Origin of the sequence: Marinobacter sp. BSs20148, assembly GCF_000283275.1 — a bacterium.
GTDB lineage: Bacteria > Pseudomonadota > Gammaproteobacteria > Pseudomonadales > Oleiphilaceae > Marinobacter > Marinobacter psychrophilus.
Genome location: NC_018268.1, coordinates 541,185 through 563,331, shown reverse-complemented (window position 1 = coordinate 563,331; position 22,147 = coordinate 541,185). Strand labels below are relative to the sequence as shown.

22 protein-coding genes are annotated in these 22,147 nt (G+C 54.5%); 14 read left to right on the top strand and 8 right to left on the bottom strand.

All coding sequences use genetic code 11. From position 1 onward, the window contains the following. Nucleotides 1-2 precede the first annotated feature (2 nt). Nucleotides 3-641, top strand: a complete 639-nt coding sequence (gene pyrE / locus MRBBS_RS02485) for an orotate phosphoribosyltransferase (RefSeq protein ID WP_014869860.1) — start codon at nucleotides 3-5, stop codon at nucleotides 639-641. A gap of 3 nt (nucleotides 642-644) precedes the next feature. After that, nucleotides 645-1,271 carry a DUF4124 domain-containing protein gene (locus MRBBS_RS02480; protein WP_014869859.1) on the top strand — a complete coding sequence of 209 codons (627 nt, stop codon included), beginning with the start codon at nucleotides 645-647 and terminating at the stop codon, nucleotides 1,269-1,271. An 80-nt stretch (nucleotides 1,272-1,351) separates the two neighbouring features. On the opposite strand, the gene MRBBS_RS02475 is transcribed toward MRBBS_RS02480, so the two are convergent. Further along, nucleotides 1,352-1,858, bottom strand: coding sequence for a hypothetical protein (locus tag MRBBS_RS02475; protein ID WP_014869858.1), 507 nt, complete (start codon nucleotides 1,856-1,858; stop codon nucleotides 1,352-1,354). 144 nt (nucleotides 1,859-2,002) lie between these two features. Then, on the bottom strand, nucleotides 2,003-2,338 hold the full coding sequence (locus MRBBS_RS02470; protein WP_014869857.1) for a DUF2782 domain-containing protein: 336 nt from the start codon (nucleotides 2,336-2,338) through the stop codon (nucleotides 2,003-2,005). Between the two features lie 101 nt (nucleotides 2,339-2,439). On the opposite strand from MRBBS_RS02470, the gene polA reads away from it, so the two are divergent. Further along, the gene (gene polA / locus MRBBS_RS02465; RefSeq protein ID WP_014869856.1) at nucleotides 2,440-5,250 is read left to right on the top strand and encodes a DNA polymerase I; all 2,811 of its coding nucleotides are present in this window, start codon (nucleotides 2,440-2,442) and stop codon (nucleotides 5,248-5,250) included. Nucleotides 5,251-5,556: 306 nt separating this feature from the next. Then, a complete protein-coding gene (locus MRBBS_RS02460) occupies nucleotides 5,557-5,922 on the top strand; it encodes a hypothetical protein (protein ID WP_041635038.1) in 366 nt (121 codons plus the stop codon). Nucleotides 5,923-5,955: 33 nt separating this feature from the next. Here the strand turns inward: MRBBS_RS02460 and MRBBS_RS02455 are convergent, their stop codons facing one another. The 3 genes from MRBBS_RS02455 to MRBBS_RS02445 form a co-directional block, all read right to left on the bottom strand. Next, complete coding sequence (locus MRBBS_RS02455) at nucleotides 5,956-7,386, bottom strand: OmpP1/FadL family transporter (RefSeq protein WP_014869854.1); 1,431 nt, start codon at nucleotides 7,384-7,386, stop codon at nucleotides 5,956-5,958. Nucleotides 7,387-7,504: 118 nt separating this feature from the next. Further along, nucleotides 7,505-8,626 (bottom strand): PilT/PilU family type 4a pilus ATPase, encoded by a 1,122-nt coding sequence (locus MRBBS_RS02450; RefSeq protein ID WP_014869853.1) that lies wholly within the window; start codon nucleotides 8,624-8,626, stop codon nucleotides 7,505-7,507. Nucleotides 8,627-8,699: 73 nt separating this feature from the next. Then, complete coding sequence (locus tag MRBBS_RS02445; RefSeq protein WP_041635037.1) at nucleotides 8,700-9,734, bottom strand: type IV pilus twitching motility protein PilT; 1,035 nt, start codon at nucleotides 9,732-9,734, stop codon at nucleotides 8,700-8,702. 137 nt (nucleotides 9,735-9,871) lie between these two features. Between MRBBS_RS02445 and MRBBS_RS02440 the strand changes: the two genes are divergently transcribed. The 10 genes from MRBBS_RS02440 to MRBBS_RS02395 all read left to right on the top strand — a co-directional run bounded on the left by MRBBS_RS02440 (nucleotide 9,872) and on the right by MRBBS_RS02395 (nucleotide 19,062). Continuing rightward, nucleotides 9,872-10,576 carry a YggS family pyridoxal phosphate-dependent enzyme gene (locus MRBBS_RS02440; protein WP_014869851.1) on the top strand — a complete coding sequence of 235 codons (705 nt, stop codon included), beginning with the start codon at nucleotides 9,872-9,874 and terminating at the stop codon, nucleotides 10,574-10,576. Nucleotides 10,577-10,648: 72 nt separating this feature from the next. Then, the gene (gene proC, locus MRBBS_RS02435; protein WP_014869850.1) at nucleotides 10,649-11,479 is read left to right on the top strand and encodes a pyrroline-5-carboxylate reductase; all 831 of its coding nucleotides are present in this window, start codon (nucleotides 10,649-10,651) and stop codon (nucleotides 11,477-11,479) included. 25 nt (nucleotides 11,480-11,504) lie between these two features. Continuing rightward, nucleotides 11,505-12,089, top strand: a complete 585-nt coding sequence (locus tag MRBBS_RS02430; RefSeq protein WP_014869849.1) for a YggT family protein — start codon at nucleotides 11,505-11,507, stop codon at nucleotides 12,087-12,089. Between the two features lie 255 nt (nucleotides 12,090-12,344). Then, complete coding sequence (locus MRBBS_RS02425; RefSeq protein WP_014869848.1) at nucleotides 12,345-14,309, top strand: dynamin family protein; 1,965 nt, start codon at nucleotides 12,345-12,347, stop codon at nucleotides 14,307-14,309. 114 nt (nucleotides 14,310-14,423) lie between these two features. Then, entirely contained in the window at nucleotides 14,424-15,572 is a 1,149-nt protein-coding gene (gene metX / locus MRBBS_RS02420) for a homoserine O-succinyltransferase MetX (protein WP_014869847.1), read from the top strand. Beyond that, nucleotides 15,569-16,174 (top strand): methionine biosynthesis protein MetW, encoded by a 606-nt coding sequence (metW, locus tag MRBBS_RS02415; RefSeq protein ID WP_014869846.1) that lies wholly within the window; start codon nucleotides 15,569-15,571, stop codon nucleotides 16,172-16,174. Before metX ends, metW begins: the two co-directional genes overlap by 4 nt. Continuing rightward, nucleotides 16,171-16,626 carry a DUF4426 domain-containing protein gene (locus MRBBS_RS02410; RefSeq protein WP_014869845.1) on the top strand — a complete coding sequence of 152 codons (456 nt, stop codon included), beginning with the start codon at nucleotides 16,171-16,173 and terminating at the stop codon, nucleotides 16,624-16,626. The genes metW and MRBBS_RS02410 overlap by 4 nt, the downstream gene beginning before the upstream one ends. Nucleotides 16,627-16,648: 22 nt before the next feature. After that, entirely contained in the window at nucleotides 16,649-17,260 is a 612-nt protein-coding gene (rdgB, locus tag MRBBS_RS02405) for an RdgB/HAM1 family non-canonical purine NTP pyrophosphatase (RefSeq protein WP_014869844.1), read from the top strand. Then, the gene (gene hemW / locus MRBBS_RS02400; RefSeq protein WP_014869843.1) at nucleotides 17,257-18,408 is read left to right on the top strand and encodes a radical SAM family heme chaperone HemW; all 1,152 of its coding nucleotides are present in this window, start codon (nucleotides 17,257-17,259) and stop codon (nucleotides 18,406-18,408) included. Before rdgB ends, hemW begins: the two co-directional genes overlap by 4 nt. Before the next feature lie 93 nt (nucleotides 18,409-18,501). Continuing rightward, nucleotides 18,502-19,062 carry a hypothetical protein gene (locus MRBBS_RS02395; RefSeq protein ID WP_014869842.1) on the top strand — a complete coding sequence of 187 codons (561 nt, stop codon included), beginning with the start codon at nucleotides 18,502-18,504 and terminating at the stop codon, nucleotides 19,060-19,062. 64 nt (nucleotides 19,063-19,126) lie between these two features. On the opposite strand, the gene trmB is transcribed toward MRBBS_RS02395, so the two are convergent. From trmB to MRBBS_RS02380, 3 genes are all read right to left on the bottom strand, one after another. Beyond that, complete coding sequence (gene trmB, locus MRBBS_RS02390) at nucleotides 19,127-19,867, bottom strand: tRNA (guanosine(46)-N7)-methyltransferase TrmB (protein ID WP_014869841.1); 741 nt, start codon at nucleotides 19,865-19,867, stop codon at nucleotides 19,127-19,129. 101 nt (nucleotides 19,868-19,968) lie between these two features. Continuing rightward, nucleotides 19,969-21,504: a YifB family Mg chelatase-like AAA ATPase gene (locus MRBBS_RS02385; protein ID WP_014869840.1), complete on the bottom strand. Its 1,536-nt coding sequence runs from the start codon at nucleotides 21,502-21,504 to the stop codon at nucleotides 19,969-19,971. A gap of 28 nt (nucleotides 21,505-21,532) precedes the next feature. Further along, nucleotides 21,533-21,784 carry an accessory factor UbiK family protein gene (locus MRBBS_RS02380; protein WP_014869839.1) on the bottom strand — a complete coding sequence of 84 codons (252 nt, stop codon included), beginning with the start codon at nucleotides 21,782-21,784 and terminating at the stop codon, nucleotides 21,533-21,535. Nucleotides 21,785-22,147 lie beyond the last annotated feature (363 nt).

The following is a 22,147-nucleotide window of genomic DNA, read 5'->3' as shown; positions in this document are numbered from 1 at the left end:
CTATGCATGACTACCAGAAAAATTTTATCGAGTTCGCCATACAGCGCAATGTACTGCGTTTTGGCAAATTTACACTCAAATCCGGTCGCATCAGCCCCTACTTTTTTAACGCGGGCCTGTTCAATACCGGTAATGATCTTCTACAGTTAAGTCAAGCCTACGCAGCAGCCATTGAACGCAGTGCCCTGAATTATGACATTATTTTCGGGCCCGCCTATAAGGGCATTCCGTTGGCTACCGTAACGGCTATGGCGTTAGCAAAAGCGGGTAACAATAAACCTTTTGCCTTTAACCGTAAGGAAAAGAAAGATCACGGTGAAGGCGGAAGCATCGTCGGTGCGCCACTGAACGGTAGAGTACTGATTATAGATGATGTCATTACCGCCGGCACCGCTATTCGCGAAGCAATTGAAATCATCCATCAGGCGGGTGCCAAGCCGGCCGGGGTATTGATCGCACTGGACCGCCAGGAAAAAGGCAAAGGCAAATTGTCTGCCATCCAGGAAGTAGAACAGCAATTCGGCATACCCGTGGTCAGCATTATCGGGCTCGACCAGGTACTGGACTACATCAGCCGCAACCCCGCTTTCGGCCAACACGCTGATGCGGTGACGCGCTACCGGGAATCTTACGGAGTTTAACGAATGGCAAAACATCTGACCGCTTCACTCCTCATGTTCAGCCTGATTGGCACTAGTGCCGTCGGTGCCACTTCGGTCCACGCCGGCATGTACCGTTATACGGATGAAAACGGCCAAGTAGTCATTGGCAGCAGCGTTCCACAGGAAGCAACGCAACGCGGCTATGACATTCTTAACAACAATGGGCGTGTCGTTACCATTATTGCGCCCGCCCCTACGGAACAGGAACTGGCCGAGCGCAGTGCCGAGCAACAACGCCAAGACGCCCTGGAGCTCCAACGCGAACAAGACCGAAAGCTGCTGAAGCGCTTCAGTCACCCAGATCAGGCGCGTAGCGCCATGAACCGGAAAGTTCGCGAGCTGGAAGGGCTGATCAGCCTGAAAAAAGGCAATATTACCGTCATATCCGGGCAGTTGAACGCTGAACAGAGCCGCGCCGCCGATCTGGAACGCTCCGGGCGAAAGATTCCCGAGGCGACTCTGGAGAAAATGCGGCGGTTGGAGACGCAGATACTGGATATTGAACAGGAAATTAAAACCCAGACCCAAGACATTCAGACCCAACAGGAAATTTACGAAATAGATATTCGCCGGCTGCAACAATTAACCGACGAAAAAAAGGAAGACTAAACCAGTCTCCCTTTTTTATTGGCATTCGCCGATTTTAACCAACCCACACTCTTAGTGAGTTTACGGGCCGTTGAACGCAATCAGACAGCGGCTGTGTCTTCAGTTTTCGCGTCGCTGGGTTTGGCCGGCTCAGCTTCTTTCGCTTTTACTTCTTTGCTGTCTTCGGCTTTTTCAGCCTTGGCAGCAGCTGCAGGAGCGGCTTTGGCTTTCTTAGGGCTGCTCTTGCGCGCCGGTTTGGTAGGCTCAACCGCTGTCTTTACGTCTTCTGCGGTTGCAGCAACATCGATTGCGCCTTCTTCTACGACATCAGCGCCTTCAGCGACTTGCTTTTCAACGCGTGAAATCAGCTGAGAGGTGAACTCACCAACCATGCCGTTCAATTCGCGCAGTTGGTCAAAGACGTTTTCACTGTAACCGTAGTAGCTCTTACGCAAGGATTTTACGCTGTGAGTGCGAGCGCTTTCTTCCAGTTTTTCAGCCATATCGAAAGGCTTGGCAGACAAACGCTTCTGCTGCTTTTCAGCGGCGTCGATACCCTTGTTAACCATATCCTGAAGCTGTTGCTGATAAGTGATGAGTACACCCATGGTAATTCTCCTGTGCTGCGCTTTTTGATCAAAAGTGTTTTCGATCGATGGGTGTAGGTTAAGGAGAAAAGTTAGAGTGTTCACACTAAAACCAAACATCGTTCACGAATTATTCTGCCAGCCCGGTTAACAACGCATTCATCACTACCAGCGGAACAGCACCCAGCTTGGTACCAGCATGCCGGATTCACTTTCACGGGCCCAGCCACCGTCGGCAGGCACCAGGTAGTATTCCGGCCCTATCTCGGGCACAACCTTTATTTCCATCACCTGGCCGTTCACCCGGTACTCGTAATACACCTCTTTTTCGCCGCTGCGGATAACAATCTGGGTGCCAGCGTTAGACGGCTGATAATCCGAGATGATCACCGGCTGTTTTGGTGTTTCCACAACGGTGTCGTCCAGATTGCCGGCTTCCTGAGCAATAACAGTCGCAACCGGCCAGGCCAGCAACACGAGTGGTAAAATGATTCTTTTCATATTTGTGACACCCTTTTGACCATTTGTTTACGGTGCATTTGTTACTATTAGGGTTACACAAGGCAACCCATGCTTCAACACGATTGCAGGCCCAGGCAGCTATGACTGAACAACACACTCCACCCGTGGTTCTTGTAGACGGTTCCTCTTATCTTTTCCGCGCTTACCACGCACTTCCTCCACTCATGACCAGCAAAAACCACCCAACCGGGGCCATCAAGGGCGTTATTGCCATGATACGCCGGATAGATCTGGATTTCCCCGGCTCCAAAATTGTGGTGGTGTTCGATGCCAAGGGCAAAACCTTCCGCAACGACCTTTACGCAGATTACAAAGCAAACCGCCCGCCGATGCCTGAAGACCTGGCTTTGCAAATTGAGCCCATTCACCAGATTGTCAGACACATGGGCCTGCCACTGCTGATTGTGGATGGCGTGGAAGCCGATGACGTGATTGGCACCCTGGCCCACGAGGCCACCAGCAAAGGCATAGATGTCGTGGTGTCCACGGGAGATAAAGACATGGCGCAGCTGGTAAGCCCACACGTGACCCTGATCAATACCATGACCAACACCCACATGGACGCCGCCGGCGTTGAAGAAAAGTTCGGCGTAACACCGGCACAGATCATCGATTACCTCGCCTTGGTGGGCGACAAAGTCGATAACATACCCGGCGTAAACAAGTGCGGCCCGAAAACCGCGGTAAAGTGGCTGCAGGAATACCACGACATTGACAATCTGATGGCCAACGCCGATAAGGTCAAAGGCAAGGTTGGGGAATACCTTCGGGATGCCAGGGAAACCCTACCCCTGAGCCGGACACTGGCCACCATCAAACTGGACGTAGAACTGGCGTTCGGGCTGGAAGATCTTCAGGAACGGGAGCAGAACAACAGCGCCCTGCTTGAGCTGTTCCACGAATACGAATTGCGCAGCTGGATAAACGAGCTTGAAAGCCTAGGTGCCCAAACCAAAGGCCCTGCCGCTGCGCAATCCGGTGCTGACCCAGTTACATCTGATCAAAGCGAGTCAGATCAAAGCGCGTCTAATCAGAGCGCCGCACATCAAAGCAGCCCGCCTGAACCCGCTCAGTCCCGCGACAAGCACTACAGCATTATTACCGACCAGGCAGAACTGGATAAATGGGTAGCGCGCCTGAACGCCGCAGAGCTGTTTGCCTTTGACACCGAAACCACCAGCCTGAAATATATGGCTGCAGAGGTTGTTGGCGTGTCGTTTGCGGTGCAACCGTTTGAAGCGGCCTATGTGCCCTTTTGCCACGACTACATGGGCGCGCCCGAACAGCTGGACCGCGACACGGTACTGGCCCAGCTGAAACCGCTACTGGAGAGCCCCGATCATAAAAAAGTGGGGCAAAATCTGAAGTACGACAAAAACGTGCTGGCCAACCACGACATCTGTCTGGAAGGCATTGCCGAAGACACAATGGTGCAATCCTACGTGCTGAACTCGGTGTCCTCACGCCACAATATGGACGCCCTGGCTCTGCATTATCTGGGAGAGGAAACCACAACTTTTGAATCCCTGGCAGGTAAAGGTGCCAAACAGCTGACGTTCAACCAGCTGGAGCTTGATAAAGCCGGCCCTTACGCCGCCGAAGACGCCGACATTACCCTTCGATTGCATCAGGCACTACGCCCACAACTAGCCGCCACCGGTAAGCTGCAGTCGGTGTATGAAGACATTGATTTGCCCTTGGTACCCGTGCTGTCGCGCATGGAGCAAAGGGGCACGCTGATCAGTGCCAGCACCCTACGCCAGCACAGCCAGGAACTGGCTGAACGCATGGCCGAACTGGAAACAGCCGCGTATGAAGCTGCCGGGGAGACCTTCAACCTTGGCTCGCCAAAACAGCTGCAGGTTATTTTTTATGAAAAGTTGGGTTTGCCAGTTCTCAAAAAAACGCCCAAAGGTGCGCCCTCAACGGCCGAACCGGTGCTGCAGGAACTGGCCCACCGCCACGAACTGCCAAGGCTTTTGCTGGAACACCGCAGCCTGAGCAAGCTCAAATCCACCTACACAGACACCCTGCCAGAGCTGATCCACCACCGCACCGGACGCGTGCACACGTCTTACCATCAAGCAGTCACGGCCACCGGGCGCCTGTCATCGTCAGAGCCCAATCTGCAGAACATACCCATTCGCAGCGAGCAAGGCCGACGCATTCGCCAGGCGTTTGTCGCCGAGAAAGGCTACAAGCTGCTGGCAGCAGACTACTCCCAGATTGAACTGCGCATTATGGCGCACCTGTCGGAAGACAAAGGCCTGCTAACCGCGTTTGCCAAGGGCGAAGACATTCACAAAGCCACCGCAGCGGAAGTGTTCGGGGTAACACTGGAAGAAGTGAACAGCGACCAGCGGCGTAGCGCTAAAGCCATCAACTTCGGACTGATTTACGGCATGTCGGCGTTTGGCCTGGCGCGGCAACTGGATGTCGAGCGTAAAGTAGCCCAGCAATACATCGACCGCTACTTTGAGCGTTACCCCGGCGTATTGACATACATGGACAAGATTCGCAAACAGGCCCATGAAGACGGCTACGTGGAAACTCTGTTTGGCCGGCGCTTGTACCTGCCCGAGATCAACACCCGCAACAAGCAACTGCAGCAAGCAGCCGAGCGCACCGCGATTAACGCGCCCATGCAAGGTACCGCTGCCGACATTATCAAGCTCGCGATGATTGAAGTGGAGCGCTGGCTGCTGGCCGAATACCCGGACAGCGCCCGCATGACCATGCAGGTGCACGACGAACTGATCATTGAAGTAAAAGAAGAGGCGGTAGAAGCGGTGCGCGAAGGACTGATCAAGCGCATGTCGGGCGCTGCGGAACTCGCTGTGCCCTTGCTGGTAGAGGCTGGCGTGGGTGATAACTGGGACCAGGCACACTAGCACTCTTTCTCGCTAACTCGTAAACCTACCGAGCCTCCAAAAGGGGCTTTTCCCTGAAAGCTCCTCCGGCCGGGGGAGCTACAATAGACAACCCAGCCTGGGGCATTACCAGCCGCTCGCGCACTGAAATCGTGCGCATTTGCATCGTAAAACTGAACAAACCCCCGCTCTTCCCCACTCAACCCCCCGCCTTGGCCTCAGACTCCGAAATGGCACGAAATTCGCTGCCTTTTTCAAGTCGATCGTCGCCTGCTCACCATCGCACCGGTGGCGCCCATGTTGTGACACCCATAACGGTACCTGAAAATGACATCTCTAACCCGTGAGCGCAGCTGGTTACTTGACCGCAACCTGCTAAAACTTGTTTATCAGTGCCGCCGACTAATTAGATCCGAATTTGGAGTACAACTGCATCTGACAGAAGAACACCTAGAGCAGCATCTAGCAGACTATGCCGGTAAAAGCAGTTCCCAGACGTTAGTCGATACCTGGGAGTGCCTGCTGGCCCAGGTGCCGGAACTGAGAATGAAAACGGAGGAACACTCCAAAAAAATCTATCGAGGAATGGACATTATCGATGACACAGACGTAGCCAGGATAACGGGATCGGGCCAGGAAGCGGACCTATCGCGGAAGAAAAAAATTATCTACCGCGGACAGGTACTAGGTTAAGCCAGTCTGCCTTTATTTTTTTGAAATCAGTCGTTAAAAGGCTTTGCTCACTTGGACCGAAGCACTCCATGCGTCGAGTTCGTATTCGCCTTTGTAGTTTGAATTTCGCGCGGCCGGATCTTTCTGACTGGGGGTGTCATATTGATAAACGAATTCGTCAATCTTTGGATCGTCTGTGAATAACAACGTGCCAACGGCGGCGTCCACCGTCCAGCCGCTTTGCGCGTCTTTCCACTGAGTACCCAATGTTAACCAATGACGGTCTGATGAAGGAACGCGGGCGGTTACGAATTCGTCAACCGGCGATTCATCCCACGCATAGCCCGCCTTGAACGCCCATACAGGCGTAGCTTGCCAGATTCCACCAACGTTGAACTGCCAAGTATTCTGCCATTTTTCAGTCACGTGACTGAGCGGTTGATCACCTGTACGCCTAAGAGCCTTAGATATCTGGCCACCGTCGCCTTCCGTGCTGAACACGTCAAGGCCTTCGAACCGGCTCCAGCGCGCGTAAGTGGCGCCTGCAAGCAGGGTCACTGAATCGTTCAGCTGATGGCGAACACCTACGGTAATGCTCTCCGGGATAGCCAGCGGCACACTGGCCCCTTCTTTCTTCGTGACCGGCACAAATACGTCTGACGGTTGCAGCTCGGGAAAACCACTTATTTCGGCATCGCCTTTCAACTCGAACTCGGTTCCGGTTTGTGCCGTCAGGCCAAATTGAGTACGGTCAGATAGTTCATACAAAAAGCCAACGCGAAAGTTAAAGGCAATATCATCGCCGTTAACATCAGAATACGGCGCCCCGTATGCCGCTTCGTAGTTTTCTGCCAGCATGGGAGCCTCGGCGTCACTAGTTTGCGCTGCAAACCCTGCTCTAATATCTTGGAACTTTGTCAGCCGAGCTTCGGCATACATGATGTTGATGCCCAGGCCCATTGAAAGACCTTTGCCATTATTGAGAGCGATAGTAGGGGTAAAAGAAATCGCTGTCAGCTCGGTTTTGTCGGCAAAGTAGCGGCCAGAAAAATCGTCATCGTAGTCCGCCGCCAACCCGTAAGGGGCATGGATACCAAAACCCACATCGATAGAATCGTTCACTTCGTGAGTCATAAAAAAGTTGGGCAGCACGGCCAAGCCGGCAATATCGCCACCGCCCGAGCCCTTAACTGGATCGCCTAATGCGTCCGTCGCACTAGTGCTGCCTCTTTTAGCTTCAGCATCAATATCCAGAACGGCCACACCAAATGACATATTGGTGCCTTTCAACTGGCTCATGCCCGCCGGGTTAAAAAACGCCGTAGATGCGTTCTCCGGATTTGCTGCCGCACCCGCATTCGCCACGCCCATCGCGCTGGCGCTCTGCTCGTTAAGGGAAAAACCACCGGCAAAGACAGTCGCGGGCGCTGCGATGACAGCCAGAGTGGTCAGGCGGATAGCAAGGGCAAGACGGGTCGATTTCATTTTATTGATGACTCCTGATTATGAACGGCCGGAGTATACTCAGGTGGTTGCGGCCGTCACAATTGCAATTGTCATCAATTGCTTATAACACATTCTTCAACACATTTTTATGAGTGCTTTAATCGTGCTGAATGGTCAGCTTGTCCACCGAAGACGACAACTTGTCCGCCCCTTGGGCGTCGGTTCCAAGCTTTATCATCAAACGCAAATCGTTGGCGGAATCGGCATGTGCCAGAGCATCTTCATAAGTCACTGAACCTTCGGAATACAGCTCATACAGCGCCTGATCAAAAGTGCGCATGCCCATTTCGTTGGATTTGGCCATCAGATCTTTAAGCTTGTGCACCTGGCCCTTGCGAATCAGGTCGGCCGCCAGCGGGGTATTGATCAGCACTTCAATAACCGCTTTCCGGCCCTTGCCGTCTGGCGTGGGCACCAGTTGCTGCGCCACAATGGCGCGCAGATTCAGCGACAGGTCCATCCAGATTTGGCCGTGCTGTTCGGGCGGAAAAAACTGGATAATCCGGTCCAGAGCCTGGTTGGCGTTGTTGGCGTGCAGAGTCGCCAGGCACAAGTGCCCGGTTTCGGCGAACTGTACCGAATATTCCATGGTCTGGCGGGTTCGCACCTCACCAATCAAAATCACATCTGGCGCCTGGCGCAGGGTGTTTTTCAGCGCCACTTCAAAGCTGTCGGTGTCTATGCCCACTTCGCGCTGGGTCACAATGCAACCCTGATGTTGGTGTATAAACTCAATCGGGTCTTCAATAGAAATGATATGGCCGCGGCTGTTGTGGTTGCGGAAGCCAATCATCGCAGCCAACGAGGTGGATTTTCCCGTGCCGGTGGCGCCGACAAACATGATCAGCCCGCGCTTGGTCATAGCCAACTCTTTAACGATGTTGGGCAGTGAAAGATCGTCAATTTCCGGTATCTTTACTTCAATGCGGCGCAGCACCATACCGCACTGATTACGCTGGAAAAACGCACTAACCCGAAAGCGACCAATGCCACGGGCGCTGATGGCAAAGTTGCACTCGTGGGTTTCATCAAACTCAGCGCGTTGCTTGTCGCTCATGGCGCCGTAAACAAACTCGCGAGTCATATCGGGTGTAAGGACGGTCTTTGTGACAGGCCACACCTTACCGTTCACTTTCATACTGGGCGCAACGCCGGCGGTAATGAACAAGTCCGAGCCGCCTTTCTCAACCATCAGCCTCAGTAGCTTTTCAAATTCCATTTTCATCACCTTTTTTTGGATGCGCCCACGCGCCTGAGTCGTTTTGTCTCAGCTGGAGAAGATCCTGTCCGGATTAAAAAGCATCGGGCATTTTTGCTTTCAAACGCGCTTGTTCGCGTGAGATAAGACCCTTTTGCAGCAGGCGTTCCATACACTGGTCCAGAGTCTGCATACCCAGCGAGCCGCCAGTCTGTATCGACGAATACATCTGCGCGATTTTGTCTTCACGTATCAAATTGCGAATAGCCGAGGTGCCAATCATAATTTCGTGGGCAGCAATACGCCCGCCGCCCACTTTCTTCATCAGGGTTTGCGAGATAACCGCCTGTAAGGATTCAGACAACATCGACCGCACCATGGATTTCTCCTGGGCCGGAAACACGTCAACCACCCGGTCAATGGTTTTTGCCGCCGAGGTGGTGTGCAGGGTACCAAATACTAAGTGGCCGGTTTCAGCTGCAGTCAGCGCCAGACGAATCGTTTCAAGGTCTCGCAGTTCGCCCACCAGAATAATGTCCGGGTCTTCCCGCAGCGCCGAGCGCAGTGCTTCATTAAAGCCTAGGGTGTCGCGGTGCACTTCGCGCTGGTTAACCAGGCACTTTTTTGATTCGTGCACGAACTCAATGGGATCTTCAATGGTCAATATGTGTTCGTAACGGTGGTCGTTGATGTGGTCTACCATGGCCGCCAGCGTGGTCGACTTGCCAGAACCGGTGGGCCCAGTTACCAGAACCAAGCCCCGTGGCACCGCGCAAATGTTCTTGAACACCTGGCCCATGCCCAGGTCTTCCATGGTCAGCACTTTCGACGGGATGGTCCGGAACACCGCACCGGAACCGCGATTCTGGTTAAAGGCGTTAACCCGGAAGCGGGCAACCCCGGCCACTTCAAACGAGAAGTCGGTTTCCAGGAACTCTTCGTAATCTTTGCGCTGCTTATCATTCATGATGTCATAAATCAGGCCATGCACTTCCTTATGAGGCAAAGGCGGCAGGTTGATCCGGCGTACATCGCCGTCCACACGAATCATCGGCGGCAAGCCAGCAGAAAGGTGCAAGTCCGACGCGCCCTGTTTCGCCGAGAAGGCAAGCAGTTCAGTAATATCCATAGAGTACCCCGGGAGTTTTTCTTTTTCGCCGGCTGCCGTAACCGGCCTATCAAAACCGGTGATCACTTGGCATTTCAGTAACCTGCAGGTAACGTGTAAAGATACCTAAAGCTGTACAAGCAGAGCGATTTCACACCATGAGCAGCATAGCAGACAACATCAGTAGGGTAACCCAGCGCATCGAAAAAGCAACACTAGAAACGGGTCGAAAACCCCATTCTGTGCGCTTGTTGGCGGTTAGCAAAACCCGCCAGGCGAACGAGTTGCGTGAAGCCGTGGCGGCAGGCCAGCAGGATTTCGGTGAAAACTATCTGCAAGAGGCGCTGGATAAAATAGCGAACCTGCAGGATATACCGGAGTTGCGCTGGCATTTCATAGGGCCGATTCAATCCAATAAAACCGCACAAATAGCGTCTGCATTTTGCTGGGTACACGGTGTTGAACGCCTGAAAATAGCCCGCCGCCTAAACGACCAGCGCGACACTGCTTTGCCCCCCTTGAATATTTGCCTACAGGTTAATATTGATAATGAACCCAGCAAATCCGGCTGCTCGCTGAATGAATTGCCAGCGCTGGTAGCCGCGATTGCCGAACTGCCGCAACTGACATTGCGCGGGCTTATGGCGATTCCAGACCCAGAGCGCGGAGAAGCTGCATTGCGCGAAAGCTTTCGGGCCATGAACAATGCCTTGATCCAGTTGCGCCAGGATCAGCCCGGCTCCGGGCCCCTGGACACCTTGTCTATGGGCATGTCTGACGATCTGGAGCTGGCCATTGGCGAGGGTTCGACTTGGGTGAGGGTAGGCACGGCGGTGTTTGGTCCACGCCAGCAAAAGAGCTGAAAACATCGGTTCCTGTTATGATCTGTAGCAGGCACAACCATTTTTCGATTGGGTCCAACCCTGGAGTGAATCTTGAGCAAATCACCGACCATTTCATTTATTGGTGCCGGTAATATGGCGAGCGCTATTATTGGCGGCATGCTGGATAGTGGCTATAAAGCCGGCGCAATTTGGGTCAGCGCCCCAGACGACGAGCATCTGCAAGGCTTGCGCAAGCGTTTCGGCATCAGCGTAACCACCGACAACCGCTACTGCGCCCAACAATCTGACATTGTTGTATTGGCGGTAAAGCCTCAAGTAATGGCCAGTGTGTGTGAAGATATTGCCGCGGTGGTGCGCAATACCCGGCCACTGATGGTTTCAATCGCCGCAGGCCTGACCGCCGACACTATCGACGGATGGCTTGGCGGTGGCGTACCCATGGTGCGGGTGATGCCCAATACGCCGTCACTGGTGGGCAAAGGAGCCGCGGGCTTGTTTGCCAACTCACGGGTCAGCGAACAGCAAAAAAACGACGTTGCCGCCATCTTTGACAGCATAGGCTCGGCCAACTGGGTGCAGCAGGAAGAACAATTACACGCAGTAACCGCATTGTCTGGCAGTGGTCCCGCCTATTTTTTCTTAATGTTGGAAGCTTTGGAAGAAGCCGCCACTAACGCTGGCATGGCGGCAGAAACAGCCCGTGAACTGGCCATCCAAACCATGGCAGGTGCCGCAGAAATGGCAGCTCGCAGTGACCTGGAACCGGCGCAACTCAAACGTAATGTAATGTCACCCGGTGGCACCACCGAGCAGGCGGTGAATACTTTCGAGCAAGGCGGTTTGCGCGAACTGGTGCAAAAAGCCTACTCCGCGGCCTATACCCGCTCCCAGGAAATGGCCAAAGAACTGGCCGGTAAATAACCATAGCAAACGGAGACACCCGCTGATGCTGCCGAAGATTCTGCTCACAATTTTGTCGATCGCGTCGTCATTCTATATGACCTTGGTATTGCTGAGGTTTTTGTTACAGCTGGCGCGAGCCGATTTTTACAATCCCATTTCGCAGTTCGTGGTGAAGGTCACCAATCCTCCGCTGCGTGTTGTGCGCAAGGTGATTCCCGGCTGGGGCGGTATTGACGGTGCAGCTATCGTGCTGGTCATACTAATTCAGGCCATCACCTTTGCCTTGGTATTGCTGCTGTATGACGCTGGCGCTGCGCTGTTCAATCCGGCGTGGTTGTTGTCCTGGTCCGTGTTGAATGTGGCGGGACTGATAGCAAGTCTGTATTTCTGGGCGGTGATTGCCGTCGTGGTTATCAGTTGGATCGCACCCGGCAGCAGCCACCCAGCGATACAGTTGGTGGCCCAGATTACCGAACCGGTGATGCGCCCGGTTCGCAAAGTGATGCCATCACTGGGCGGCTTGGACCTGTCGCCTATTATTGTATTTCTGATACTGCAGGTAATTACTGTGATGATTGATCACATGAAGGTAGCCACCGGCATGCCGGCGCTGCTGGCAGGAATGTAACCCAAGTCTCATAATTACATTTTTTAACAATCAAAAAAGCCGCAACGCTGCACCAGCCCGCTGAATCAACCTACTGATTCAGCAGGTTTTTTTATTTTTAACGCCCTATTTCTGCCAACTTAATCATTTTTTCAAAATAAAATGTCGCTTGATGGGCTACATATTTTGCCCGTGTCAGTAGTAACATTAAAAGTCATGCGCCATGGCTTTCGCCTTTCGTTCCGGTGCGGCTCGAACATGCTCAAGGACTCTACGATGACACCTCATGGGGCCCTGTCTCACCAAGTAGAAATTTATCACAGTTGGAAAAAAGAGCTGATCCGGCAGATCGGCCGCTATCGTTTGTGGCTACAAGATAACCAGCTTTTTTCTGACGACATCAGTGAGCGTATTCACGAAGGCCTGCGGCTTCTGGTGGAAGACGAGCTAACCATCGCTTTTGTCGGCGAATATTCCCGCGGTAAAACCGAGCTCATCAACGCTCTGTTCTTTTCCGACTTCGGTCAGCGCATGCTGCCCTCCCAGGCCGGACGCACCACTATGTGCCCTACCGAGCTATTTTTTGACCGCATCCATCAGCAAAACTATTTACTGCTGTTGCCCATAGAAACCCGCATGGGTGAACTCTCATTGCAGCAGCTGCGGGCCCAACCCGAGCGCTGGTCAAAACATCAGCTAGACCCGGAAACCCCGGACCAAATGCGTCAGATATTAGAAGAAGTGGCGCGGGTAAAAAGCGTCACACTTGCTTCAGCACGCATGTTGGGCTTCGACGAGCAAATGCTGGAGCTCGACCGTGCCAATCCCGGCCAGGTTCTAATACCGGCCTGGCGTAACGCGCAGATCAGCATTCGCCACCCGCTGTTTGAACGCGGCCTGCGCATTCTGGACACTCCTGGCCTTAACGCCTTGGGCTCTGAACCGGAACTGACCATCAGCCTGCTGCCAAAAGCCCATGCCATCATATTTGTACTCAGCGCCGACACCGGCGTAACCGCTAGCGATTTGGCCATCTGGCGTGACTTTATTGCCACAGACCAAGCCGATCACCGTGCCGGTCGCTTTGCGGTGATGAATAAAATAGACATGCTGTGGGACGAGCTTCAAGGTGAGGCCGGCACCCGACAGGCCATCGAAAGAGTACGTGATTACAGCGCCGACCAATTAGGTATTCAACCACAAGATGTGATTCCCGTGTCAGCCAAACAAGGCTTGATCGGGCGCGTAAAAAACGATTTTGATCTATTCCAGCGCTCAGGGATCGAACAACTTGAAGAACTGATCATTCAGCGCATTCTGTCTCACAAGGAAAAGCTGATTACCAGCAACCTGATCAATGACCTGCTCGCTATGCTTCAAAACAGCCAAGCCGCTCTTCATAGCCAGCTGAGCGCGATGCACGAGGAACAGCAGGCCTGCAGCGGGCCGTCCCCCGACAAAGCGCGGCTGAAACGGTTGGCGGAAAAAACCCAGATCGATTACGAGTTCTACCATAAAAAACTGATCATTCTGCGGTCAAGTCGCCGCCTGGTGGAGGCTCAGGGCGCAACCCTGCAAGGGCTGGTAGCTGCGACACATTTTGAAACCCAAGTGACCCGGGTGCGCGAAAACATGTCCAAAAGCTGGACCACAATGGGTATGAACCGGGCAATAGATCAGTTTTTTGACGGTCTGGAAGGCGATCTTTCCCACCTGCTGACCGAAAGCAGGCTTGCGGAGCGCATGGTGACGGCCATTTACAAACGCTACAGCGATGACCCTGGTGCTCGCCACCTAGAGCCAACGCCCTTCCGGGCTGGCCGTCATGTAATCGCCATCCGCAAGCTGCGCCAGAAATCGGAGAGCTTTCGCAGCAACCCCCGCAATTTGCTCACCGAACAGTCAGTACTGGTGCGGCGGTTTTCCAACCTGATGATTAACGAAGTGCGTAATCTGTATCTGATAGCGCAAAAAGACGCGGAACGCTGGCCACGACAAGCGCTACTGCCGGTGATGCAGTACACGCTTGAACAAAAACAACTGCTGCAACACCAAATCGGACGGTTAAAAGAGCTGGCAAACAATGATCGCCACGGCCGGGCCGAAACAAAGCGCCTTGAGGATGCCATCAGCGATCTGCAGCGCCAGCTAGAACTGGCAGAAGCCATACACCGTCAAATTCGCAAGCCCGCACCATCCCTCGCTCATCAAAAAGCAGTTAACCTTTCCAGCGCCAGGTGATTCACCGGCGGCAGTTGCAGCTCACAGCTGCCGCCTTTACACTAAAACGCTCGAGCGCCGTTCCTCTGTGGCGCATCCGTATCTCTCGATTCCAGCCAGGAAGTTATCGCGCCAATGCCCGATCCATTGCCCGCAGATTCTGTTGGGCTTGTTACCCCGCAGACCTACCATTTTGATACACCGCTGGAGCTTGCTTGCGGCAAGGTGCTGAACCGCTATGAGCTGGTAGTGGAAACCTATGGCGAACTGAATGCCAGCGCCAGCAATGCGATTTTGATTTGTCACGCCCTTAGCGGCCATCATCACGCTGCTGGTTATCACAGCGCCGACGAACGCAAAGCAGGCTGGTGGGACAGCTGTATTGGTCCCGGAAAGCCCATTGATACCCTCCGTTTTTTTGTGGTGAGCCTTAACAATCTGGGGGGCTGCCACGGCAGCACCGGCCCCAGCAGCACCAACCCGGACACGGATTCACTGTATGGCCCGGACTTTCCAGTTGTCACGGTAACTGACTGGGTCAACAGCCAGGCGCGGCTGGCCGACAAGCTCGGCATAGAATGCTGGGCTGCGGTGGTGGGCGGATCGCTAGGCGGCATGCAAGCACTGCAATGGAGCCTTACCTATCCCGAGCGCATACGCCACGCGGCGGTTATCGCGTCAACGCCGCGCCTGAGCGCTCAGAACATTGCCTTTAACGAGGTAGCGCGACAGGCCATTACGAGTGATCCGGAATTTCACGCAGGGCGTTACAGCGACAATTTTACGCTACCCCGGCGCGGTTTGATGCTGGCGCGCATGGTAGGCCACATTACCTATCTGTCTGACGCTTCCATGGGCGAAAAGTTTGGCCGTGAGTTACGTGAAACAGCCTACAAATTCGGTTACGACGCGGAATTTCAAGTTGAAAGCTACCTGCGTTATCAGGGCGAACGCTTTTCCGAATCGTTCGATGCTAACACCTATCTGCTAATGACCAAGGCCTTGGACTACTTTGACCCCGCCTACGAATTCGGCGGCGACCTGGCCAAAGCCCTGCAGGGCGCACGGTGCGAATTCCTGGTGTTGTCCTTCAGCACCGACTGGCGCTTTGCACCAGAGCGCTCTGAAGAGTTGGTTAAAGCCATGATCGCCGCACGCCGCAAAGTCAGTTACGCTGAAATTGATGCTCCCTGGGGCCACGACGGGTTTTTGATTCCCACGCCACGTTATACCGATGTATTTACCGCCTACATGGACCGTGTTGCGCGGGAGGTTGGAGCATGAGAGCCGATCTTGAAATTATCCAACAGTGGATAAAACCAGGCCATCACGTATTGGACCTGGGCTGCGGTGACGGCACGCTGCTCGATTTTCTGCAACGCGAACGCGGCGCAAGCGGTTACGGCCTGGAAATTAATCCGGCGCATATCACACACTGTATGAGCCGCGGCGTATCAGTGATAGAACAGAACCTCGACACTCAGGGGCTGGCCAACTTTGACGACAATAGTTTCGATGTCGTGCTAATGACCCAGGCCCTGCAAGCGGTACGCCGGCCCGACAAAGTACTGGACGAAATGCTGCGTCTGGGCAACGAAGGCATAGTGACCTTTCCCAACTTTGCCCATTGGCGCCTGCGTTGGGGATTGGCGTTGAGCGGGCGCATGCCCGAATCCGAAGCGCTTCCGTATAAGTGGTACAACACCCCCAACATACGGCTTTGTACGTTCCAAGACTTTGAAGCTCTGTGCCGCCAGAAAAGCATACGCATCACCAGCCGCAAGGTTGTAGACGGCCAGCATCAGAACAGCTGGGTGGCCCGTTTGTGGCCAAACCTGCTAGGCGAAATTGCGATTTACCGCATCACAAGGGAGAATTCACAATGATGATTGCCAAACATTCGGTTTTCATGCGTTCGGCTTTTGCGCTGGTACTTCTGTGCTGCGCTGGCTTGGCCCAAGCCGACAGTAAGAACTTCGGTGAATACACCGTTTCCTGGAGCGTGCTACCCAGCACGTTCCTGACACCGGAAATAGCGAAAGAAAACAATCTGCAACGCAGTAAAGGCATCGGCATTGTGAACGTTGCCATTATGCAAACCAGCGCCAACGGTTCTTTGTCGCCGGTAGCGGGCCAGGTAGAGGGCCGAGTCACCAACGACATCCAGCAAGTTCGCTTTCTGGCATTTCGCCGCATACAAGAAGGCAGCGCGGTATACTTTATTGCCGAGTACCAGTATGGCACGGCTGAATTGCTGACGTTCAATGTTACCGCGCGCCCAACGGGTCACGACCAAGAGCTGCCGGTACGATTTTCCCAAGCCCTGTTTAACGACTAAGCCTTTAACAACTGAGCCTTCAATGCCCCAGACATTGGTTATTGCCAGCAACAACCCTGGCAAAATTGCAGAATTCAATGATCTTCTGGCCCCATTGGGGCTGGCGCCCGTTGCCCAAGGCGAACTGGGCGTGGGTGAAGCCGAAGAACCGGCGGTCACCTTTGTGGAAAATGCCATCCTTAAAGCCCGCCACGCGGCCCGTATTACCGGCCTACCAGCATTGGCAGACGACAGCGGCTTAGCTGTAGACGCCCTGGGCGGCCAGCCAGGCGTGCGTTCAGCGCGTTATGCCGGGGACGACGCCAGCGATGTAGACAACCTGAATGCGCTGTTAGCCAACATGGCCAATGTGCCAGACGGCAAACGCAGCGCCCAATTCCACAGTGTTCTGGTTTACTTGCGCCACGCCGATGACCCTACGCCGCTGGTGTGCCACGGCCAATGGCACGGCAGTATATTGCGCCAGGCTTCCGGCGCCGGCGGTTTTGGTTACGATCCGATATTCTTTGTGCCCGAGCGCAACTGCAGCGCCGCCGAGTTAAGCCGCGCAGAAAAAGGCCAGCTTAGCCACCGCGGCCAAGCACTAGCGATGATGACCGAACAATTGAAACGCGAACTGCAGGACGCACCTTGAGCTTAGACCCGACACCTGCGGCCGTTGAGCCTGCGCTGAGCCTGTATTTGCACGTGCCTTGGTGCGTGCGCAAATGCCCGTATTGCGACTTCAATTCCCATGCTATTACCGGGGACATCCCTGAAAGTGCGTATTTAAAGGCGCTGCTGGACGACCTTGATCAGGATTTGCACCTGGCCGCAGGCCGCGTCATACAAACGGTGTTTATTGGCGGTGGCACGCCATCGCTGATGAGCGGTGGTTTTTACAGAGATTTGTTTCGCCAGCTAAAAACAAAGCTGGAATTTGCGGCAGACGCTGAAATCACTCTGGAGGCAAATCCTGGCACTCTCGAGCAAGGCCGTTTTGAGGCGTTCCGCGAGGCCGGTATCAACCGGCTGTCGATAGGTGTGCAAAGCTTTAACCCAGAGCACCTAAAGGTGCTTGGGCGCATTCACGACAGCCAGGCCGCCCACAACGCCATAACAGCAGCGCGCCAGGCCGGCTTTGACAACTTCAATATCGATCTTATGCACGGCTTGCCAGGGCAAACGCCTGAACAGGCACTGGACGATCTGGCTCAGGCCCTATCGTATCAACCACCGCACTTGTCCTGGTATCAACTTACGGTGGAGCCCAACACCGAGTTCTACAGCCAGCCACCGGAGCTGCCAGACGACGATCGGCTGTGGGATATTTTCAGCCAAGGCGGCGACTACCTGCGCAGCCACGGTTTTACCGATTACGAGGTATCCGCCTGGAGCCAACAGAATATGGCATCGCGCCATAATCTGAATTATTGGACGTTTGGCGACTATTTGGCCCTAGGCGCCGGAGGACACGGTAAGATCAGTCGGCCGGATGGCCAAATTTTGCGCTATTGGAAAACCCGCCAACCGCAATCCTATTTAAATCGAATAGGCAGCCGCACCGCCGGCAGTGAGGCGATAGCAGTGGCAGAGCGGCCGCTAGAGTTTCTGATGAACGCGCTGCGCCTTGGCGCGGGCGTGCCCGAAAACCTGTTTCAACAACGCACAGGTTTACCCTTAAGCACGATTGCGGTACAACTTGAAACATTAAGGCAGGAGGGTTTAATGCACCCTCAACGCATTCAGGCCACCGAACTCGGCCAACGCTATTTGAACAGCCTGCTGCAGCGGTTTTTGTAGACTGCTGTAGTGATTGCAACGTGATGGCAACGTGATGCCAGTGATGATAATGGCGGCAATAATCTTGGCGCCAGCGGCAAGGGAGCACACCCGATGAAATCTGCCCCAATTCAACGCCCGCCGGACAGTCAGCGCACTCGGCGGCGCCTCTCTGAGCGACTAAAAGTCGGCTTTGCGCTGTCAGCACTTCTCGCTATCGCCCTGCTGCTGATCAACCAGTTGCTCCATACGCCCCAAGCGCCTCAAGGTATTGTTAATCTACAACTGGCCGGCAACGCCGCATATACCCGCGATATATTGCAAAGCTGGAGCCCGCAACAACAGGCGTGGGCCAGAATCTCGTTGCTTTTAGATTTCTTAATGGTTGCGCTCTATTCCATTACCTTGCTTCTACTAACCCGCCGGCTTCTGATAGACCGCCCCGGTGTGCGCGAGCGCACAGCAGGCCGCTGGGTGCTTATTCTCTTTGCGTTGGCGGCTGTCAGCGATTGCATTGAAAATCTGTTGCTACTGAACAATTTGAAAGAGCCAAACGACCTATTCAGCCTGGCTGCCACATTTTCTGCGCTGGTGAAATTTACCGGTTTGCTGCTGGGCAGCGCGGGCCTGGTGATTATTCGCGCCGCCCGGCGACATCCGCTTACTCACGCGTGAACTGGCAAGCATGTTCAAAAACGACGGCCAACGAACCGTAACCGGGTGTTGTGCTGGCTACTTATTAGTTGGTGCGATAAAACAACAAATCCCAGACACCGTGGCCCAGGCGTTCACCGCGTTGTTCAAATTTGGTCACCGGGCGGCCTTCCGGCTTTGGCGAGAAACCACCTTCACTCTGGGTGTTGGCGAAGCCTTCCGAATCAGCCATCACTTCCATCATGTGTTCGGCATAATTTTCCCAATCGGTCGCCAAGTGCAGAATGCCTCCAACTCTAAGCTTGTGGCGAAGACGTTGAACAAATTCCTGCTGCACCAAGCGGCGCTTATGGTGGCGCTTTTTGTGCCAAGGGTCCGGGAAAAACACCATTACCCGGTCAAGGCAGGCATCCGCCAGACACAGGTCGATCACATCGTTGGCATCAATGCTGTAAATGCGGATGTTTTCTAATCCACGATCAGCGATTTCTTTCAGCAAGGCACCTACGCCCGGCAGGTGCACTTCTACACCGATAAAGTCCTGCTCTGGCGCGGCCTCAGCCATATCCGCCAGCGAACGCCCCATACCAAAACCTATTTCGAGATTGAGCATGGCATCGCGGCCAAACACCTGACGCGGATCAATCATGCCGTGTTCTCGAGTCAGGCCGAATTTGGGCCAGTTGCGTTCGTAGGCCTTGCGCTGGCCCTCAGTCATCCGGCCCTGACGCAACACAAAACTGCGTACACCACGGCGGGTGGTTACCGGGGACTCATCGGAACGGCCGTTTTTGGCGTGATCCTTTGGGGTATTTTCTTCAGTCATTATGCATCCTCAAACTGCTGCTGGCGGATTCTGGCGAATCGATATAGCCAGTTTACCAGACGCCTGAGCACCAGAGTACAGGGTGAGCTAACGACTGCGGCTCAAGACGAAACCAGAGAACTTTGGCCGTTGCGGCGGTCTAGCTGCCGATAACTCAAGGCTTCCACCAGATGGGCGCGGGCTACGTCAGCACTGGCATCGAGGTCCGCCAGTGTGCGTGCCACCCGTAGTATCCGATGCAAGGCACGAGCAGACAGCCCGAGTTTTTCCATTGCCCGCAACAGCAGTTGCTCACTGTCACTATCAAGCTGACAAGCCATTTGCAGCGCCTTGCCCGACAACTCGGCGTTCAACGCACCTCTGGCGTTCTGCAAGCAACGAGCCGCTACAACTCGCGCCCGCACCTGAGCGCTGCTCTCGCCGGGCTCACCGTGCTGCATAAACACATCACCACCTTGCACCGGCACTTCTACGTGCAAATCGAAACGGTCCAACAACGGGCCAGAGATCTTCGAACGATAACGAACAATTTGAGCGGGACTGCACTGGCATTCGATAGTGGGATGGCCGCTGTAACCACAGGGGCACGGGTTCATCGCACCGACAACCTGAAAGCGGGCGGGGAATGTAACCTGGCGTGCAGCTCGGCTGATGTGAATTTCGCCGGTTTCCATAGGTTCACGCAGCACTTCCAGCACCCGCCGTTCAAATTCCGGAAGTTCGTCCAAAAACAGCACGCCGCGATGAGCCAAAGAAATCTCCCCGGGCCGCGGACTGCTGCCGCCACCGACCATAGCCACCGCCGAAGCCGTGTGGTGTGGCGCCCGAAAAGGCGGCTGGCGCCAACCGCCCTCGGCCACTGCCAGGCCGGCTACAGAATGCACACTCGCCACTTCCATCGCAGCGGTGTCGGCAAGCGCCGGCATAATGCCCGGCAGACGGCTGGCGAGCATGCTTTTACCGGTTCCAGGCGGGCCGAAAAACAATAGATTGTGACCGCCTGCCGCGGCCACCTCCAACGCCCTGCGCGGCACCTGTTGGCCCCGAACATCGGCTAAATCCGGCCCAATTGTCGCTTGTCCGCTGTCGGCGCCGCTTAAATCCGCAGGCGCTAGCGGCACAAGCCGAGCGCGACCATGCAAATGTTCGCACACAGCCAACAAATGGCTGGCGGCCAATACGTCGTGTTCACTGGCCAATGCTGCCTCGGCGGCATTGGCTTGGGGCACCAAAAGTTGGCGGCCCTCTGCGCGGGCCGCCAGAACCGCCGGTAATACACCTTTCAACGGGCGCAATGCGCCATCTAGCGACAGCTCACCGACAAACTCGTAGGTGCTCAGCGCCGCGGCCGGAATTTGGCCAGAAGCCGCCAAAATGCCAAGGGCAATTGGCAAGTCAAAACGGCCACCCTCTTTGGGCAGGTCGGCAGGGGCAAGATTGATGGTGATACGACGTGCGGGGAAATCAAAACCGGCGTTAATCAGAGCGCTGCGCACTCGTTCTTTACTTTCGCGCACGCCCGTTTCTGGCAGACCTACGATCGACAGTGCAGGCAAACCGCCGGACAGGTGCACTTCAACGCTGACAGCCGGCGCAGATACGCCAACACAGGCACGGGTTTGAACAATAGCAAGCATAGCAACCTTCCATGGTTATTATTTTCCGTCAGCCTTTGGTTGACTGCTCCAGTTCGGTTACGCGGGCTTCCAGTGCTTCCACCATGGCGCGGGTTTTTAACAATACCGCTTGCTGGGCATCAAACTCTTCACGAGTAACCAACTCAAGACGCGACAACACCGAGGCTACACTGGCCCGCGCCTGTGCTTCAAAGTCGTCTTTGGCAGCACGGGCCATATCCGGTACGAATTGACCAAACCGACCCTGCAATTGGGAAAAAATGTCCTGTGGACCTTTCATGAACACCCCTTATTTATGTAAACACGCTTAAACAAGCTTTGCGGCAGCGGCTTTAAAGGCCCTATCTATCGCAGAATCGTCACTTGGCAGTGTATCACACCGCCTGCCCTGCCATACTGAGACGGTGGAGGTGATCCCGCAGAGTAATAAAAAGCGAAGACTGTAGTCGAACGCGCCATTATGATCCCATGGCGCTAAAAACGCACTACTATGGTGCAGGCAAGGCCAGCCTAGGACCACTGAATTACTTTTATCCATATGTTTTTAAACTATTTTTTTGCGTTGGCACATCCGATGCTTAAGCCCCATACACAATCCGCACAATTGCCGTGCGGGGTGGCCGCATCCGGGTCCCAGTCAGCA